General features: G+C 73.8%; 17 protein-coding genes. 9 read left to right on the top strand and 8 right to left on the bottom strand.

Going from position 1 to position 16817, the window contains the following annotated elements; translation table 11 throughout:
- Window positions 1–60 precede the first annotated feature (60 nt).
- Together OG490_RS11005 and OG490_RS11000 are read left to right on the top strand one after the other, a co-directional pair.
- Window positions 61–798 (top strand): hypothetical protein, encoded by a 738-nt coding sequence (locus OG490_RS11005; RefSeq protein WP_330296101.1) that lies wholly within the window; start codon window positions 61–63, stop codon window positions 796–798.
- Window positions 799–885: 87 nt separating this feature from the next.
- Window positions 886–2406, top strand: a complete 1521-nt coding sequence (locus OG490_RS11000; RefSeq protein ID WP_330296100.1) for a PepSY-associated TM helix domain-containing protein — start codon at window positions 886–888, stop codon at window positions 2404–2406.
- A gap of 114 nt (window positions 2407–2520) precedes the next feature.
- Here OG490_RS11000 and OG490_RS10995 read toward each other — a convergent pair whose 3' ends face one another.
- From OG490_RS10995 to glnII, 3 genes are all read right to left on the bottom strand, one after another.
- Window positions 2521–3117, bottom strand: a complete 597-nt coding sequence (locus OG490_RS10995; RefSeq protein ID WP_330296099.1) for a winged helix-turn-helix domain-containing protein — start codon at window positions 3115–3117, stop codon at window positions 2521–2523.
- Window positions 3118–3471: 354 nt separating this feature from the next.
- Window positions 3472–4410, bottom strand: a complete 939-nt coding sequence (locus OG490_RS10990; RefSeq protein ID WP_330296098.1) for a DUF6891 domain-containing protein — start codon at window positions 4408–4410, stop codon at window positions 3472–3474.
- Between the two features lie 132 nt (window positions 4411–4542).
- Window positions 4543–5562: a glutamine synthetase gene (glnII, locus tag OG490_RS10985; protein WP_330296097.1), complete on the bottom strand. Its 1020-nt coding sequence runs from the start codon at window positions 5560–5562 to the stop codon at window positions 4543–4545.
- A gap of 266 nt (window positions 5563–5828) precedes the next feature.
- On the opposite strand from glnII, the gene OG490_RS10980 reads away from it, so the two are divergent.
- Window positions 5829–6770, top strand: a complete 942-nt coding sequence (locus OG490_RS10980; RefSeq protein WP_443065946.1) for a Gfo/Idh/MocA family protein — start codon at window positions 5829–5831, stop codon at window positions 6768–6770.
- A gap of 53 nt (window positions 6771–6823) precedes the next feature.
- On the opposite strand, the gene OG490_RS10975 is transcribed toward OG490_RS10980, so the two are convergent.
- On the bottom strand, window positions 6824–7351 hold the full coding sequence (locus OG490_RS10975; protein ID WP_330296096.1) for a hypothetical protein: 528 nt from the start codon (window positions 7349–7351) through the stop codon (window positions 6824–6826).
- A gap of 325 nt (window positions 7352–7676) precedes the next feature.
- Here OG490_RS10975 and OG490_RS10970 point away from each other — a divergent pair, with 325 nt between their 5' ends.
- The gene (locus OG490_RS10970) at window positions 7677–9047 is read left to right on the top strand and encodes a helix-turn-helix domain-containing protein (protein ID WP_330296095.1); all 1371 of its coding nucleotides are present in this window, start codon (window positions 7677–7679) and stop codon (window positions 9045–9047) included.
- 26 nt (window positions 9048–9073) lie between these two features.
- On the opposite strand, the gene OG490_RS10965 is transcribed toward OG490_RS10970, so the two are convergent.
- Window positions 9074–9445, bottom strand: coding sequence for an ArsC/Spx/MgsR family protein (locus OG490_RS10965; protein WP_330296094.1), 372 nt, complete (start codon window positions 9443–9445; stop codon window positions 9074–9076).
- Between the two features lie 106 nt (window positions 9446–9551).
- Between OG490_RS10965 and OG490_RS10960 the strand changes: the two genes are divergently transcribed.
- The gene (locus tag OG490_RS10960) at window positions 9552–9815 is read left to right on the top strand and encodes a hypothetical protein (protein WP_330296093.1); all 264 of its coding nucleotides are present in this window, start codon (window positions 9552–9554) and stop codon (window positions 9813–9815) included.
- 114 nt (window positions 9816–9929) lie between these two features.
- Entirely contained in the window at window positions 9930–10280 is a 351-nt protein-coding gene (locus OG490_RS10955; RefSeq protein ID WP_330296092.1) for a hypothetical protein, read from the top strand.
- Here the strand turns inward: OG490_RS10955 and OG490_RS10950 are convergent.
- Both OG490_RS10950 and OG490_RS10945 read right to left on the bottom strand, forming a co-directional pair.
- On the bottom strand, window positions 10271–10534 hold the full coding sequence (locus tag OG490_RS10950) for a hypothetical protein (protein WP_330296091.1): 264 nt from the start codon (window positions 10532–10534) through the stop codon (window positions 10271–10273). The genes OG490_RS10955 and OG490_RS10950 overlap by 10 nt on opposite strands.
- Window positions 10535–10689: 155 nt before the next feature.
- Window positions 10690–11796 carry a PP2C family protein-serine/threonine phosphatase gene (locus OG490_RS10945; RefSeq protein ID WP_330296090.1) on the bottom strand — a complete coding sequence of 369 codons (1107 nt, stop codon included), beginning with the start codon at window positions 11794–11796 and terminating at the stop codon, window positions 10690–10692.
- Window positions 11797–11920: 124 nt separating this feature from the next.
- Between OG490_RS10945 and OG490_RS10940 the strand changes: the two genes are divergently transcribed.
- From OG490_RS10940 to OG490_RS10930, 3 genes are all read left to right on the top strand, one after another.
- On the top strand, window positions 11921–12643 hold the full coding sequence (locus OG490_RS10940) for a VIT1/CCC1 transporter family protein (protein WP_330300877.1): 723 nt from the start codon (window positions 11921–11923) through the stop codon (window positions 12641–12643).
- Between the two features lie 184 nt (window positions 12644–12827).
- Window positions 12828–13724 (top strand): TIGR01777 family oxidoreductase, encoded by an 897-nt coding sequence (locus tag OG490_RS10935; protein WP_330296089.1) that lies wholly within the window; start codon window positions 12828–12830, stop codon window positions 13722–13724.
- A 227-nt stretch (window positions 13725–13951) separates the two neighbouring features.
- Window positions 13952–15202, top strand: coding sequence for an FAD-dependent oxidoreductase (locus OG490_RS10930; RefSeq protein WP_330296088.1), 1251 nt, complete (start codon window positions 13952–13954; stop codon window positions 15200–15202).
- Window positions 15203–15269: 67 nt separating this feature from the next.
- Here the strand turns inward: OG490_RS10930 and OG490_RS10925 are convergent, their stop codons facing one another.
- Window positions 15270–16724: a regulator gene (locus OG490_RS10925; RefSeq protein ID WP_330296087.1), complete on the bottom strand. Its 1455-nt coding sequence runs from the start codon at window positions 16722–16724 to the stop codon at window positions 15270–15272.
- Window positions 16725–16817 lie beyond the last annotated feature (93 nt).

Raw genomic sequence — 16817 nt, 5'->3', positions numbered from 1 at the left:
CATGATCGGACACCCCCGCGCGTCGGGCGAGGCGGGTATCCATGGCAGCATTTCCCGGTAATGCCACCCAGCCCCGTGCCACTGCGCGCCGCCCGGGCCGCGATGTTCGCGGCGGTGGCTGCCGCACTGGGTGCCGTGGGGCATTCGTACATGTCCGGTACGGACATTCCCGCACTGGGGCTTCTGTCCGCATTCGGGCTGACCGGCGGACTCGCCTGGCTCGGCGCCGGACGGCGCCGCGGACCGCTCTCGATCGGCTCGGCGCTGCTCGGTGTGCAGGCGGTCCTGCACCTGGTCTTCTCGGCGTCCACGGATGCGGGGGCGATGGGGTCGGCGGGATCGATGGGGCACATGGGGTCCATGGGTGCGGCGGGTACGCACGACATGGACGCGATGGACATGAGCTCGGGCATGGACATGGCCTCAGGCATGGACATGGGCATGGACATGGGCGCGGCGATGGCCGGGCACGCCCACGACGGCCTCGGCATGATCGCCGCGCACGTCCTCGCCGGACTGTTCTGCGCGGCCTGGCTGGCCTGGGGCGAGGCGGCCGTCTTCCGGCTCGCCGCCGTCCTCGCGGTCGGAGCGCTGCTCGCCGCCCGGCCGCTCTCCCGGGTCCTCGCCCTGCTGCGCACGCGCGTGGCCCCCGTACCGCCGAGGCCTGCCCTCCGTCCCCGGTACGAGCGGCCGCGCACCCTGCGCGGGGCCGTGCACGCGCACACCGCCGAGCGGCGCGGGCCGCCCCGGCCGGCCCGGATCCGTATCACGGCCCCCGGCCGTCCTGTCCGCGCCTGACCGAACGGCGCACCTCCTTGGTGAGGCGGCGAGACCTGGGGCCGGTCACCCATGTCTGCCACGTCTTCGCCAATACCTAGGACACCCATGTCTTTCGACCAGGCCAGGGGGGCCCGCGCCGCGGGCGCCGGCCAGCTCGACACCACGCCCGACGGCTCCGCACCCGATGCCACGCCCGACGCCGCGCCCGAAACGGCGCCCGCTAGCCCCGGCCGCGGGCCCGGCACCTGGGCCGCGCTGCGGCCGCTGCTCCTGCGGCTGCACTTCTACGCCGGGGTGCTGATAGCCCCGCTGCTGTTCCTCGCCGCCGCCACCGGGCTGCTCTACGCGGGTTCCTGGCAGGCCGAGAAGATCCTCTACTCCGACCAGCTGACGGTCGACGGCGTCGGCGACAGCACGCTGACGCTCGGCTCCCAGGTCGCCGCGGCGAAGAGGGCCGCGCCCCAGGGCACGGTGACCGCCGTGTGGCCCGCACCCGAGGCGGATGCCACCACCCGGGTGATCATGGAGAGCCCGGGACTCGCCGAGGGCGAGACCCTCACGGTGTTCGTCGATCCGTATACGGCCGAGGTGCGCGGGAAGCTCACCACCGTCGGCGACGCGCTGCCCCTGCGGGCCTGGCTGAGCGAGTTCCACGCCAGCCTCCAGCTGGGGGAGTTCGGGCGGAACTACAGCGAGCTCGCCGCGAGCTGGCTGTGGGTCGTCGCCCTGGGCGGGCTCGCGCTGTGGATCGGCCGCAGGCGCACCCGTAAGGCGCTGCTGGTCCTTCCCGACCGGGCAGCGACCGGCCGGCGCCGGACGCTGTCCTGGCACGGATCGGTCGGCGTCTGGCTCGCCGTCGGCCTCGTCGGCCTCTCCGCCACCGGCCTGACCTGGTCGAAGCACGCCGGCGAGAACGTCGGAGAGCTCAAGGACAGCCTCGGCGGGGCCACCCCGGCCGTCTCCGCCACGGTCGGCGGCTCCGCGGCCGGCGCCGCGGGCGGGGACCACGCCGGCCATGTCATGACCGAAGGCATGGAGGGGATGGAGATGCCTCCGGCCCCCGTCGACAACGTGGACATCGACCAGGCGGTGGTGCTGGCCGAATCCGCCGGGGTCACCGAGTACCTGCGGATCACCCTGCCCGCCAAGGGCAAGGGGTACGTGATCAAGGAGCAGGACAAGCAGGTGCCGGTGCACCTGGACGCGGTCTCGATCGACCCCGCCGACGGTCGGGCCATCGACGAACTCCGCTTCGCCGACTACCCGTTGCTCGCCCAGCTCACCCGCTTCGGCATCGACCTGCACATGGGCCTGACCTTCGGGCTCGTCAACCAGCTGGCGCTGGCCCTGCTGGCGGTGCTGCTGATGTGCACGATCGTCTGGGGCTACCGCATGTGGTGGCTGCGCCGCCCGACGAAGGAGCGCAGGCTCTCGGCCGGACGCCCGCAGCCGCGCGGGGCCTGGCGGAAGCTGCCGGTGGCGCTGCTGCTGCCGCTGGCCGCGGCCACGGCGGTCGTGGGCTGGTTCCTGCCGCTGCTCGGGATCAGCCTGGTGGCGTTCCTGGCGGTCGACGTGCTGCTGGGCTTCGCGGCGACGCGCCGGTCGCGGAAGGCCGAGGGGGTCTAGCGGGTCGCGTCCGGTCCGGCGGGCCGGGCATGCGCGTGGGCCCGTACTCCCCCTCGTGAGTACGGGCCCACCCGTCATAGGTCTTGCCGCGTGCGCCGGGTGTCATGCGGGGGCTCAGGGGGCGTACTTGTACCCCACCCGGCGCACGGTCTGGATCGCGCCGCGGTGGGCCGTGCCGAGCTTGCGGCGCAGCCGGGCGACGTGGACGTCGACGGTACGGCCGTCACCGACGTGGCCGTAGCCCCAGACGGTGGTCACCAACTGGTCCCGGCTGTGCACCCGGTGCGGGTTGGCGACCAGGTGGGCCAGCAGCTCGAACTCCAGGTAGGTCAGGTCCAGGACCTGGCCGTCCACCTCGGCGGTGCGCTGTGACGGGTCGATGCGGACCAGGGCGTCCCCGGCGATGGTGGAATCACCCTCGGGTCCGGCCTGGGCGGCGGGAACGGACTGGGGGGCGAAGGCGATCGGCTGCTGATCGGCCGGTACGAGGACCAGGTAGCCGACCATCGGCGGCTGGCCCGGCAGGGTGGGCAGGGTGTGCTGCGGGGCCGGCAGCCAGGTGGCGCCGGGCGGGAGGAGGTCCACGACGCGGGCCACCTCGTCCCGGTCCACGGACCGCAGGCGGTGGCGCGGACTGGGGGGGAAGTTCGGGTAGGTCAGGGGAGAGGTCGCAGCGGAGGAGGCAGGGGCGAAGGAACGGGTGTTTGCCATGAGTGGTCAGCTCTTTCACGCGGAGTAGTCGGCAGGAGACGTACGTGCAGGCGTCGTCTTGTGTCGTACCGCGCAGACCGAAGGCCTCGGGGGAGGTCTGTGAGGAGGTCCCGGAGGCTTTAGAGGGCCGGCGCGTTCTTCGCGCGGCAACACACCCGGTCGAAATCGTGATCCTGACGGGAAGGCCAGAACGGCTCGAGGTCGCTGCGACCGATCGAGGTGTGCGAGTGGCTGGCCATGCGCCCATTCAAGCAGATGTACGGGCGCCAAGGCAGACCTCGTCTCACGTGCTGGATTGGAATCCCATATTCCGCGATCACTCCATGAACGGACCGTCACAATCCCGACAAACCTTCAGCCGTTCAGCCGCCTCCGCCAGTCCAGTCCGGTCACCTGTATCGCATCGTGGGCAGATCCGTCCCACTGCCACTCCAGCCCCACCGCGTCCAGGGCGGCCACGACCTCCCGTCCCACGGCTACGGTCCTCGCCTCGTCGGCGCCTTCGTCGGCCGCGTCGCCATCCGGGGCGAAGCCCCCGTAGAGGAGGTACAGGTCCCCGCCGTCGGCGGCGCCCTCGGTGCACTGGCTGTGGAAGAAGACGAACCCGCGGGCGTCCTTGGCGCCGTCCCCCCAGATCTCCGCCGTACCGCAGCTGCGGCAACAGGTGAAGTTCTCCCGCGCGGTGAGTCCGGCCTCGCCGAGCGCGGCGAAGGCCCGCGCGAGGCGCTCCGGGTCGGTCTCGCCCACCCAGTCGGCCTGCTCGGCCACCCGCTCCCGCCAGAGCCGGTTCACCAGCTGCGCGGCCTGCTGCCGGGACACCGGCCGGACCGTGCCGTCGACCAGGTGGTCCTCGGCGCTCTCGGTGAGGGTCGCCCGGCTGTGGTAGCCGCAGCGCAACCAGCCCCGTACGACCTGCTCCAACTGCGCTTCCACCTCGGGCGGCAGCGGCTCCGCCGGCTCCTCGGCTTGGAATTCGAGCCGCTTCCAGACCGGGCCGAGGTCCCAGCCCTCCTCCTCGCGGGCCCAGCGGGCCATGACCTCCACGACCTCGGTCGCGGTGGGGAGGCGGGTCTGGAAGTGCCGGTCGTGACCGCCGGCGCGGTGCTCCAACAGGTACCCGCCGTCACCCTCGTACGCGACCTGGATGTAGACCTCCAGGTCGCTCGTCAGCCGCTCCACTATGAGGAAATCGTTCTCGTCCGCGTCGAGGCGCCCCACCAGTTCGGACAGGAAGGGCAGCGCGGGGCGCTCGTGGGAACGGCCGTGGGCGGTCTGGACTCTGATCGGCAGCATGCGGACACCGTGCCAGAGGGGACTGACAGGGCGCCAGGGAGGGCCCTGCCCTGTGGAAAACGCCGGCGCCCGCCGGGCCACGGGGGCTCGGCGGGCGCAGGGTCGTGCTGGTGGAGCGGGAGCGGGAGGTCCTCAGACCAGGCCGTCCTTCTCCAGGGCGGTGCAGCAGGTGTCCGTGATGAGGCGGGTCACCACGTACGGGTCCACGTTCGCGTTCGGGCGGCGGTCCTCGATGTAGCCCTTGCCGTCCTTCTCCACCTGCCACGGGATGCGGACGGAGGCGCCGCGGTCGGAGACCCCGTAGCTGTACTCGTTCCACGGGGCCGTCTCGTGCAGGCCGGTCAGGCGCTCGTCGATGCCCGCGCCGTAGTTCTTGACGTGGTCCAGCGGCTTGCTGCCCTCGCCCAGCGACTCGGCCGCGGAGATGATCGCGCGGTAGTCCTCGCGCATCGCCTTCGTGGAGAAGTTGGTGTGCGCGCCCGCGCCGTTCCAGTCGCCCTTGACCGGCTTCGGGTTCAGCGTCGCGGAGACGTTGAAGTCCTCGGCGGTGCGGTAGAGCAGCCAGCGCGCGATCCACAGCTGGTCGGAGACCTCCAGCGGGCCGACCGGGCCGACCTGGAACTCCCACTGTCCGGGCATGACCTCGGCGTTGATGCCGGAGATCGCCAGGCCCGCCGCGAGGCAGTGGTCCAGGTGCTTCTCGACGATCTCGCGGCCGAAGATCTCGTCCGAGCCGACGCCGCAGTAGTAGCCGCCCTGCGCGGCCGGGAAGCCGTTGACCGGGAAGCCGAGCGGGCGGGTCCCGTCGAAGAAGGTGTACTCCTGCTCGATGCCGAAGATCGGGGCCTGGCCCGCGAACTTCTCGGCGATCGGACGCAGCTGCGCGCGGGTGTTCGACTCGTGCGGGGTCATGTCGATGTTGAGGACCTCGCACAGGACGAGGACGTGGTCGCCGCCGCGGATCGGGTCCGGGCAGGTGAACACGGGCTGCAGCACGCGGTCGGAGGCGTGGCCCTCGGCCTGGTTGGTGCTCGAACCGTCGAAGCCCCAGATCGGCAGGGCGTCCCCGTCCGCCATGATCTTCGTCTTGGAGCGCAGCTTCGCCGTCGGCTCGGTTCCGTCGATCCAGATGTACTCAGCCTTGTAGCTCACGGGCCCCATCCTTCGGTGCGTCGCTCCGGCGCAGACTCTGCGGGTGCTGCGGTGGTGTGCTGCAGTCTTCGAACTGCGGTGTCGAACTGCGGTCTCGAACGGCGATGTCCGAACTGCGGTGTAGACCGCAGCGTGCCCGCTCGCGATTTCTCTTCCGTTGCCCGTGTGTGAACCCCGTGTTACCGAGGTTTACGCCGCAGGTGGGCGCGGCTGTGCGGGTTGGCCGCGGGGCACCCGTCCGGGTGGGGCAGACTGGGCAGGTGAGCATTTCGTACGATTTGAAGTCCACCGAAGACGGTTCCGCAGGGGCCGCTTCCGGGCCGCGCCCCCGTGTCGGACTGCTGGGGACCGGCCCTTGGGCCCACCGCACCCACGCCCCCGCCCTCGCCGCGCACACCGGCTCCGAGTTCGCCGGAGTCTGGGGCCGACGGCCCGAAGCCGCGGCCGAGCTCGCACGCCAGTACGGCGTGAAGGTGTACGAAGACCCCGACGCGCTGTTCGCCGACTGTGACGCCGTGGCCTTCGCCCTGCCGCCCGACGTACAGGCCCCGCTCGCCGTCCGCGCGGCCGCCGCCGGATGCCACCTGCTGCTAGACAAGCCCGTCGCCACGACCGCGGCCGACGCCCGCGCGGTCGCCGACGCCGTCGTCGCACACGGGGTCGCCTCCGTCGTCTTCCTAACCCTCCGCTTCGCCGAGCCCACCGCCGGCTGGGTGACGCAGCAGGCGGAGCGCTCGGGCTGGTTCACCGCCGCCGCCCACTGGCTCGGCGCGGTCTTCCCGCCCGACGGCGAGCCCAGCGCCTACGCCGACTCGCCCTGGCGCAAGGCCAAGGGCGGGCTGTGGGACGTGGGCCCGCACGCCCTGTCCGTACTCATCCCGGTCCTCGGTGACGTCACCTCGGTCAGCGCCACCCGCGGCCCGTCCGACGTGGTCCAACTGGCCCTGCGCCACACCTCCGGCGCGGCCAGCACCGCCGTCCTGAGCCTGAGCTCGCCGCGCGCCGCAGCCGGGGTGGGCCTGGAGCTGCGCGGGGCCGAGGGCGTCTTCGGCCTGCCGGAGTGGAGCAACGTCCCGGGCGCCTACGGCAGCGCCCTGGACGCACTGCTCACGGCCGCCCGCACCGGGGTGCCGGACACGCGGGGCGCCGAGTTCGGGGCCCGGCTGACGGAGATCCTCGCGGAGGCGGAGGGCCAGCTGCCGGAGTGACGGGGCGGCGCCCGTTCGACGGGGGCGGTGCCTATGTGATGAGGGCGCCGCGCTTATTTGATGAGGGCGTTGGCCACGATGATGGCCAGCCCGATCGTGGCGTCGGCGACGCCGATCAGGAGCGCGGAGCCGAGCTTGTAGCCGACCCGCAGGGCCACGAAGCAGCCCCAGGCGAACAGCATCGCCGTGTTCAGGCCGAGCCCGATCGCGGTGACCCCGTGCGAGTCCCAGTCGGTGAGCCCGGCGACGAGCAGCAGCAGGACGGTGGGGAGGGTGGCCGCGATCATCGGCCACTCGTTCCACAGCGCCCGCCCCAGCAGCCGCCACCGGTGCCCGGCGGAACCGGGCTGGTGGGTGGCCATGTGGTGCGAGTACCCGTGCGCAAGCCCGGCGGTGGCGGCGGTGACGAGGACCCAGCTGGCGTCGTAGAAGGGCGTGTAGTCCCCGCCCTTCTGGTCGAGCGCGGCGAGCAGCCCGGATGCGAGGACCGTCCCGTACACCCCGCCGAACATCCAGTCCGCGTTCCGGCGGGGCGGGGGGAGGAGGGGCGCTGCGGGGGTTTCCGGAGACTGCTCGGTCACGGAGGGCGGTCCTTGGGTGCGATTCATCCCCGTTTGGGCTGACCTCGGCAAGCGTAGGGGGTGGGGGATGGGGTCCGTGTGAGGGGAGGGGGCCCCTGCCGCGCCGAAGGGTCCGCGGCCGGGCTGGGTCCCGCGGCGGCAGGACCTTGGTCCGCCCGCTCTCGGCCAGCGCGGCCCGGAGAGATGGCCGGTCGATCCATTTCGGGGCCCGGCGCGGCGGCCGTAGGATCCGGCCGCCCGCACGGTGTCCGTGGATCGGCACGGACCGACCCGGGCGTCTTCGGACGCCCGAATCCGGTGGCGGGCCGCGGACGGCGGGGGAGCCATGACCAGTTCGGAGCGGGAGAGTCCGGGTCGGAGCGTCGGCGGCGGCGACGGCCGGGAGGGGGCGGATCCGGGACGGCTGCGCACCGTGGCCGGGTTCATCGAGGCCCTGCGCGCGCTGAAAGCGGTGGAAGGCCTGTCCTTACGGGAGTTGCAGCGCCGCACCGGACTGCCGCACACCACCATCGCGCACGCCCTCCAACCGGAACGCCCCTCGCTGCCCCCGTGGGACCGGGTCCGGGCGCTGCTCGTGGCCTTCGGCGTACCGGAGGCGGCGCTGCCGCGCTGGAAGGAGGCCTGGACGAGGCTCCGGCTGTCCCCGGACGGACACACCGGCCCGGCCCCGGCCGGGGACCCGCAGGCGCCCCTGACCCCGATCGAGGTGGAGGCCTCAACCCCGGTTCACGGTCCCGGCCCTGACCCCGCCCCCGCTCCCGAGGAGCCGACCCCGGGGGTGGACGCGCGGGGCCTCCAGGACCTACGGGTCCCACGGACCGTACGGAGCCCAAGGCGCGGCGGCCCGAGGTGGCGCCGGGCGGTCACCCACACCGTGGCCCTGGTCCTCGGCGCCGCCCTCGGAGCAGCGGCGATGGCCGCGACGGTCCCGCCCCCGACCCCGGCCGCCGCGCACGCGGGCTATCCGGTGGAGGAGCAGGGCTGCCCGTCCGCGAGCCCGGCGCCGCCGGCCAAGTCGCCCAAGCCGGCCCCGTCCACGGGAAGCAGTGCCGCACCCTCGTCGGCCACGTCACCGAAGGCGCCCGCCGCTTGGGTGGCGCGCCCCGCGGGGGACCAGCAGATCCTGTCCGGCACCGATTTCGTGCTGCCGGTCGTGTCCCCGGTGGCGGAGGGGGACGCGCTCGTCGTCAGCCTGATGCTGACGAGCACCTGCCCCGGCCGGGTCGAGGTGACGGACACCGGAGGGGACGAGTTCCGGATCGTGGGCGACGAGACGGACAGCTCCAGGCATCGGACGATGCTCCTCGCCGCGTTCCACGTGCGTCCGCTCACCACGGCCGACTCGATCCACGTGGTCTACCCGCACGCGAGCAAGTACAACGTCACGGTGGACGAGTTCCGCGGGGTCGGTGGGGCCGTGGGCCGTGCGCAGGCCCACGGCGAGTCCGGCAGGACCGCTTTCAGCACCGGTTCGAGCAGGCTCGACTGCGCGGCGGGGGACCTCCTGGTCGGCGCGGTGGGCACCAACACCGGGACCGCTCCGGCGTTCGCGGCCGAGTGGACCGCGCTGCCGGAGAGCAAGCTGTCCTCCTACCGGCTGACCAGCGCCTACCGGACCGTCCCGGCCGCCCAGTCGTGCGCGCTGACGGGAACCACCACGGCCCAGTGGGGCGCGGTCATGACGGCCCTGCGCTGACGCTCCGTCCTCCGCTCCGACACTCCCTAGCCCTTGCGCGAAATCGCCTCCCGGACCGCCTCATCCGACCGGGCCACCACCGCGGTGCCGTCCTGCGCCGTGATGATCGGGCGCTGGATCAGCTTCGGGTGCGCCGCCAGATGGCTGATCCAGCGCTCCCGGGCCGCTTCGGTCTCCTCGCGCGGGAGGTCCCGTACGCCGGTCTCCTTGGCGAGCGGGTCCGAGGTGCGGGTGATGTCCCACGGCTCCAGGCCCAGGCGGCCCAGGACCTCGCGGATCTCGGCCTCGGAAGGCACGTCCTCCAGGTAGCGGCGGACGGTGTACTCGGCGCCCTCCGCATCCAGCAGGGTCAGCGCGCTGCGGCACTTCGAACAGGCCGGATTGATCCAGATCTCCATGCCCGCAAGCTTAGCGAGGCGGCGCCTGGCCAGGTCCTTTGTCAGTGGTCGCCGGTAAAATCGAAGGAGAAGGACAGGATGCCAACTACCGTTTGGGAGGCTGTAGATGGCCACTGCCATGACCCTGCGCACCATCGAGACCGTCAAGAAGAAGCCGCTGCCGGCGGGGCTGCCCCGCGAGTGGTACGAGAGCCACAACCGGCGGCTGAAGGCGATGCGGCTGGCGATATCCCTGCTCGACTCGGGAACCTATGACGTCCGGCGCGCCACCAACCGCAAGATCCGAGCGATGGCCGTCCGCACGGGCATCCACCGGCCGTCCAACGTCACCTGCAAGCTGGTCCGTTCCTTCATCCGCGAAGCCGCGTAACCACCCCACCGGCCGGTCGCCCACCCGGGCCGACCGGCCGGCGAGGTCGTACGATGCCCAGGCCTGTGGCCGGGGGTTCGACCGCAGGCCCGACCGGGCGAAGGGGGCGCTGAAGTGACGGGAAGCGCAGGTTCGGCACCGGCGGTGTCCGGCGGGCCGCAGTCGAAGTCCACGGGCCGGGTCGGTGCGGCGGTGTGTGCCACCGTCCTCGTTCTCGGTCACCTGGTGACGTGCTACTTCGTGCTCACCGCCTACATGGTCGAGCCGGACGGCCCCTGGGACCGGCAGGCCGTGACCAACTGCGGCGTCGCCGCGGGTGCCGCCCTCTGCTGCACCGTCGTGACGACACTGCTCTCGTGGCTGTTCGTGAAGGTGGGCTGGCTGCGCCGGTGGTGGTTCGCGTTGCCGGCGCTGTGGGCCGTCGCCGCCGTTCTGAGGCTGACTCTTCTCGGCCCTCAGCTCTGAGGCGAGGTCGGTCCGTCGTCGAGGGTGACGTTGATGACGGCCTGGCCCTCGTCCTCGGCCGTGTGGAGCAGGGCCGAGCTCGCCTTCAGTCGGGCGGGGGCCTCGATCACCTGGTGCTGCGCCGAGTCGGCGTCGGGGGCCATCGCCTCCTGCCCGGCCGCGCCGAGCACCATCGCTCCGGTCAGCAGGGCCATGGCGCCCGCCGCCGCCAGGACGGCCGTGATTCGCTGGTTGTGCTTCCGCGGTGCGTGCATGGAGTGGGCCTCGGTTTCCGTGCTGGGGGGAGCGGAAAACCGAGCGAAGCACGGAGGATGGCCCAAATGGGTCGTTGTCATCGTTTGATCACATGATCGGTGCCGTGTGGTCATGGCGGTAGCAGTGGAGGCGGCGGTGGCGGCTATCGCGGCCGTCACGGCGTGCCGTGCGCGCCGTCGGGGGCGCCGTCCGGGGAGAGCACCAGCAGCGCCACGTCGTCGCGCGGCCCGCCCCCGCTGAAGGACGCCAGGTCCCGCCACACCGCCTGCGCCAGCCCCGCCGGGTCCGTCGCCAGTACGGGCACCCGCGCGGCCAGCGGGTAGAAGTTCCCCGCCGCGTCGCGGGCCTCCGTCACCCCGTCCGTGTACAGCAGGACCCGGTCCCCGGGTCGGACCAGGAGCTCGGTGGGCTGCGACGGGGCCGGGCCGGCCAGCCCCAGGCCGAGCGGGGGCCCCGGCTCCACGTCGAGCTCCGAGACCACGAAGCCCCGTAGCAGCAGGGGCGGGGGATGCCCGCACGACACGATCCGTACGAGGTCCAGCCCCGGCGGGAACTCCAGCAGCACGGCCGTCGCGAACAGCTCCGCGTGCTCCACCGCGGAGCCCGCCGCGTCCGCCAGCAGCCGTCGGTCCAGCCGGGCCGCCACCGCCGTGAGCTCCGCGTCGTCCAGGACCCCCTCCCGGAAGGCGCCGAGCAGCGAGGCGACCGTACCGACGGCGGCCAGGCCGTGGCCCTGGACGTCGCCGACCACCGCGCGCACGCCGAACGGGCCGACCCGGACGTCGTACAGGTCGCCGCCCACCAGGGTGCCGCGCTGGGCCGCCCGGTAGAGGCCGGAGCAGCGGACCTGGCCGACCCGTTCGGGGACGGGCGGCAGCACCGCCAGCTGGGCGGCCTCCGCGACGGTCCGGACGCTGATCAGCTGGGCGTCACGACGTTTTCGGACCCAGGCCACGACCACGCTCAGCAGGCCGATCGCGGCCACGGTGGCGAGGTCGGAGCCGCGGGCGTGCGCGATGCCGATGCCGGGCAGGCCGAGGAGTACGAGCACCACGCCGGCGAAGACGGCGGTGCCGGCGGCGCCGTACGCGAAGGCTGCCACCGGGGGGAGCCCGGCCAGGAAGTAGCCGAACTCGACATCGCCGGGGGTGACGCGCTGGGCGCAGACCAGCACGAACAGCGCCACCGCGGGCGCGAGCCGGGCCCAGAGCGGCGGCGGCGCCCCGCGGAGCCAGCCCGGCTCCTCGCGTACGCGTCTCACTCCTCCACCCTGGTACCGGCACGGAAGGCGCGCACGCCGGGTGGCCCCGGGCGGCGCAGGCCACGACAGTGGGGGCGTGACGGAAACGACGGACGGCGGCGCGGGCGGCGGCTCGGGCATGGGCATGGGCGCGGGCGCAGGCACGGGCCCCGACGGCGGTACGCAGAGCGCGGCGATCAGCACCCGGCTGAACTGGCTGCGCGCGGGGGTGCTCGGCGCGAACGACGGGATCATCTCGACGGCGGGCCTGGTCGTCGGCGTCGCCGGGGCCACGACCTCGCGGTCGGCGATCCTCGCGGCGGGCGTGGCGGGGCTGCTGGCGGGAGCGTTGTCGATGGCGGCGGGGGAGTACGTGTCGGTCAGCTCCCAGCGGGATTCCGAGAAGGCGGCGCTGGACCTGGAGCGGCGGGAACTGGCGGAATCCCCGGCGGAGGAGCTGGAGGAGCTGACCGGGCTCCTGGTGGAGCGGGGGCTGAGCAGGTCGGTGGCGCGGGAGGCGGCGGAGCAGCTGACGGAACGGGACGCGCTACGGGCCCACGCGCGGGTGGAGCTCGGCATCAACCCCGACGAACTGGCCAATCCGTGGCACGCGGCACTGGCGAGCCTGGTGGCGTTCACGGTGGGGGCCCTGCTGCCGCTGCTGGCGATCGTGCTGCCGGGGCCGTCGGGGCGGGTGCCGGTGACGGTGGGGGCGGTACTGCTGGCCCTGACCCTGTGCGGAGTGCTCAGCGCACGGCTGGGCGGGGCGGGTGCGGCGCGGGCGGTCCTGCGCAACGTCGCCGGTGGCGCCCTCGCGATGGCCGTGACCTACGCGGTCGGCACTTGGCTGGGCGGGGCGTCTTCCTGACACGGGCCCGGTGGTCGGATGCGGGTGGGCGGCCCTGCGGGGGCTTGTCCCCTACCCGCCCCTACCCGCCCTTCCGGCGTTCCCTGGGCTCCGCCCGGACCCGTACGGGGGGTCGGCCCCCCGGCAACGGGCCCGCGCGGCGCGCACGGCCCGGCATCGTGGCCGCGGCTGCCAAGATGAGGCCATGCGTATCGCGATCACCGGTGCCACCGGGCTCATCGGCAGCGCCCTCGGGCGGTCCCTGAAGGCCGACGGACATGAGGTCATCCGGTTCGTCCGGCGTGAGCCGGGTGCTCCGGACGAGGCGCGATGGGACCCCGCGCGGGGCTACGTGGACTCGGCCGGACTCGCCGGCTGCCAAGCCGTCGTGCACCTGGCCGGGGCCGGTGTCGGGGACCACCGGTGGACGGACGCGTACAAGCGGGAGATCCGCGACAGCCGGGTCAACGGCACGGCCGCCATGGCCCGTGCCGTCGCGGCCATGGCCGAGCCGCCGGAGGTGTTCGTCTGCGGGTCCGCCATCGGCTACTACGGCGACACCGGCGACCGGGCGGTCGACGAGAGCGCCCCGGCGGGAGAGGGCTTCCTCCCCGAGGTGTGCATCGCGTGGGAGGCGGCCGCGGCCCCCGCGCAGGACGCCGGCGTCCGGACGGTGTTCGCCCGTACCGGGCTGGTCGTCGCGGCCGAGGGCGGGGCCTGGGGGAAGCTGTTCCCGATCTTCAAGGCGGGGATCGGCGGCCGGCTCGGCAACGGCCGCCAGTACTGGTCGCACATCTCGATGCACGACGAGCTCGCCGCCCTGCGCCACGTCCTCGACACCCCGGCGATCACCGGCCCGGTGAACCTGACCGCCCCCGAGCCCCTGACCAACCGCGAGGTCACGGCCGCGATGGGCCGGGTCCTGCACCGCCCGGCGGTGTTCGCCGTACCGGCTCCGGCCATGCGCCTGGTCCTCGGCGAGTTCGCCCAGGACGTGCTGGGCAGCCAGCGGGTGCGCCCCGCCCGGCTGCTGGAGTCCGGCTTCGTCTTCCGGTACCCCGGGATCGACGAGTCGATCAGGGCGGCGCTGGCCAGCCGGTGACCCGCTGAACCCCTCCGGCCGCCCCGACAAGGGGCCCGGCGGGGTCCGAGGGGGCCCGAGGGGGAGCGTCCCGCGTCCGCGTGCGACCGTACGTGACCCGAATGCGACCGCCGTGCGACCGGAGTTGACCGCACTGCCCGTAATAGCTCCGTCAACTCGGGTTCCGCTGGAGCCGGTTGGGGGAAGGAGGATTCCCACACAGCCGGGCCGACCTCGGGGAGGGGCACGTGCTCAACAGCGCACACGCACACCATGCGGACGTAGTCATCGTAGGAGCCGGAGTCTCGGGACTTGCGGCCGCGCACCACCTGATCGCGGCCGGGGTCACGGTCATCGTCCTGGAGGGCGCGGACGACTCCGGCGGACGGATGGCCACCGAGACCGTGGACGGCTTCCGGCTCGACCGGGTCGGCCAGTTGCTCAACACCGCTTACGCCGAGCCGGCCCGCACCCCCGGCCTGGAGGACCTGGTCCTGCGGCCCTTCGCGCCCGGCGCCCTCATCCACACGGAGGGCCGGATCCTGCACGCCGGCGCACTCACCACCGCCCGCGCCCTGACCAGCGGTTCCCTCGACCAGGCCCGGATCGGCGCCGCCCTCGGCCGCCTCGCCGCGCTGCCCGAGGAACGCCTGCTCGCCCGCCCGGAGCGCACCGCGCACGCCGCCCTGAGCTCCCGGAGCCTCGGTACGGCGCTGCGCCCGCTCCTCGCGGCGCTCCTGCGCGACCCCGCGCTCGCCACCTCAAGCCGCGTCGCCGACCTGGCCCTGCGCACCTTCGCCCGCGGCCGCCTCGCCGTGCCCGAGGGCGGCGCCGCCACCCTGCCCGGACTGCTCGCCGCCGCGCTGCCGCCCGGCACCGTGCGCACCGGGGTCCGGGTCCGGTCGGTGGCCACCAACCTCGTCACCACCGAGGGGCACGGGGACTTCACCTGCCGCTCCGCCGTCCTGGCCACGGGGGCGCGGGCCGCGGCCGAACTGCTCCCGGGGCTGCGCGTGCCCGCCTTCCACGAGGTGACCGTCATCCACCACGCCACCACCGCCACCCTGCCCTGGGACGGCTCGCTGCTCCTGGACGGCGACCCCAAGTGGCCCGTCGCCCACACCGCCGTGATGAGCGCCGTCGACCCGACGCGCGCCCCCGCGGGCCGCAGCCTGGTCACCACCACCGTGCTCGGCCCGCCGCCGCCCGCGCGCACGGTCGCCTCGCGCCTCGCCCGCCTCTACGAGACCTCGACCCGCGAGTGGGAGCTCCTCGCCGTCCACCACACCCCCGAGGCCGTCCCCGCCATGCCCCCGCAGCAGGACACGCGCCGCCCGGTCCGGGTCCTCGCAGGGCTCTACGTGTGCGGCGACCACCGGGACACCAACACCGTCGAGGGCGCGCTGCGTTCGGCCCGGCGCGCCGCCGGAGCCGTCCTGAAGGACTTCGGCATCCCGCTCCCGGCCGCCCCGGAAGCCATGCTTCCGGTGGCGGCCTGAGGGAACCGCGCCGGCGGGGCAAATCCAGCCTCGCCGGCGTTTGCCCCGGCAGCCGACCCGCGCAGGGTCACGACAAGGCAGCCACCCGGTCCCGATAGCTCCGCACCGCGGACGCGTCCCGGTACGGCTCGAGCCGACGCTCGAAGTCCCGTACGTACTCCACCGCCCGCACCGACCGCATCTCCATCGCCTGCTGCGCCGCCTCCGCGCCCAGCGCGCAGGCCTGGTCCAGCTCGCCCAGCCCCAGCCGCGCCGTGGCCAGCACCACCCGGCAGAACAGCCGCGAGCGCGCGTACCCCGGCGCCCGCAGCTGGAGCGAGCGCTCCGCGTGCTGCGCCGAGGCCCGGTACTGCTGCAGGTCCCGGTGGCAGTGCCCGAACTCGTCCGCCAGCTGCCCCTCGTCGTAGGACCGCGCCCAGTGCGGTACGTCGTCGCCCGGCCGGGCCGCGCCCAGCGCCCGCTCGGCCCGCACCAGCGAGGCCGTCGCCGCCCTGACCTCGCCGAGCACCGCGTGCGCGCGGGCCTCCGCCGAGTGCAGCAGCGCCTGCACCACCGGGGGCGGGCCCGAGCCGACGCCCTGCTGGGCCACCCGGGCCAGCTGCACCGCCTCCCGGCCGTGGCCGAGGTAGACCGCCTGCCGGCTCATCGTGACCAGCACGTACGCCCCGTACGGCCGGTCCCCGGCGGCCTGGGCCAGGCGCAGCGCCTGCACGAAGTACCGCTGGGCGAGCCCGTGCGCGGCGATGTCGTACGAGGTCCAGCCCGCGAGCCGGGTCAGGTCGGCGGCGGCCGAGAACAGCCGCCGCCCGGTGGTCTCGCCGTACGTCCCGCGGAGCATCGGCTCCGCCTCGTGCTCCAGGTAGCGCACCAGCGCCTGGCGGGCATGGCCGCCGCCGTAGGCGTGGTCCAGGGTGCGGAACAGCTCGCTCACCGATCTGAGCGCGGCGATGTCCCCGCCCGTGACCCGCTGTCCGGGACCGCGGTCGATCTGCCGCTGCCGGGGCACCGAAGCCCGTACCGGTACGGGTCGGCCCTGCTCGGGAACCCTCGCGGCGGCCTGCTCCGCGCCCCGGCCGACCCGCTCGTCGGCCCGCCCGATGAGCCAGTCCCGGCTGGGCACCACCAGCCCGGCCGGGGTGAAGGCGATCTTGCGCAGCTCGGCGTGCGAGCCGGAGTCCTTGCGCCACAGCCCGCTGGCGATGTCCACGGCCTCCTCCGGGGTTGCCGCGAACTCCAGCCCGGCGTACACGGGGGCGCACGCGTCCAGCCCCAGGTCCTGGGCCGACAGCCGCCGCCCGAGGCGCCGGGTGAACACCTCCGCGATCAGCGCCGGGGTCGTACCGCGCGGCTGTTGCCCGCGCAGCCAGCGGGTCACGGAGGTCTTGTCGTACCGCAGATCGAGACCGTGCTCCAGACCGAGCTGATCGACGCGGCGGGCGAGCCCGGCGTTGGAGAACCCGGCCTCGGCGATCAGTGCCGCGAGCTGCCGGTTGGGGACACGCTGGGCAGGTCGTTCCGTCATCTGCTCCACGGTTTCCTGACGTGACGGACCGGAGTCCCGGCCCTGTGAACGGCGTGAATGTAGCGGCCAACTCCGCCCGCACCGCCCTGTCTG

Origin of the sequence: Streptomyces sp. NBC_00503 (assembly GCF_036346895.1) — a bacterium.
Classification (GTDB): Bacteria; Actinomycetota; Actinomycetes; order Streptomycetales; family Streptomycetaceae; genus Streptomyces.
Note: the sequence above shows the minus strand (reverse complement) of the source record. Positions and strands in the feature narration are given on the sequence as shown.

Coding starts and splice junctions, on each gene's coding strand:
- OG490_RS10960 (WP_330296093.1), top strand. CDS start 9,552: ATGGCCACTGCCATGACCCTGCGCACCATCGAGACCGTCAAGAAGAAG.
- OG490_RS10995 (WP_330296099.1), bottom strand. CDS start 3,117: ATGGCAAACACCCGTTCCTTCGCCCCTGCCTCCTCCGCTGCGACCTCT.
- OG490_RS10950 (WP_330296091.1), bottom strand. CDS start 10,534: ATGCACGCACCGCGGAAGCACAACCAGCGAATCACGGCCGTCCTGGCG.
- OG490_RS10925 (WP_330296087.1), bottom strand. CDS start 16,724: ATGACGGAACGACCTGCCCAGCGTGTCCCCAACCGGCAGCTCGCGGCA.
- OG490_RS10935 (WP_330296089.1), top strand. CDS start 12,828: ATGCGTATCGCGATCACCGGTGCCACCGGGCTCATCGGCAGCGCCCTC.
- OG490_RS10965 (WP_330296094.1), bottom strand. CDS start 9,445: ATGGAGATCTGGATCAATCCGGCCTGTTCGAAGTGCCGCAGCGCGCTG.
- OG490_RS10990 (WP_330296098.1), bottom strand. CDS start 4,410: ATGCTGCCGATCAGAGTCCAGACCGCCCACGGCCGTTCCCACGAGCGC.
- OG490_RS11005 (WP_330296101.1), top strand. CDS start 61: ATGCCACCCAGCCCCGTGCCACTGCGCGCCGCCCGGGCCGCGATGTTC.
- OG490_RS10940 (WP_330300877.1), top strand. CDS start 11,921: ATGGGCGCGGGCGCAGGCACGGGCCCCGACGGCGGTACGCAGAGCGCG.
- OG490_RS10970 (WP_330296095.1), top strand. CDS start 7,677: ATGACCAGTTCGGAGCGGGAGAGTCCGGGTCGGAGCGTCGGCGGCGGC.
- OG490_RS11000 (WP_330296100.1), top strand. CDS start 886: ATGTCTTTCGACCAGGCCAGGGGGGCCCGCGCCGCGGGCGCCGGCCAG.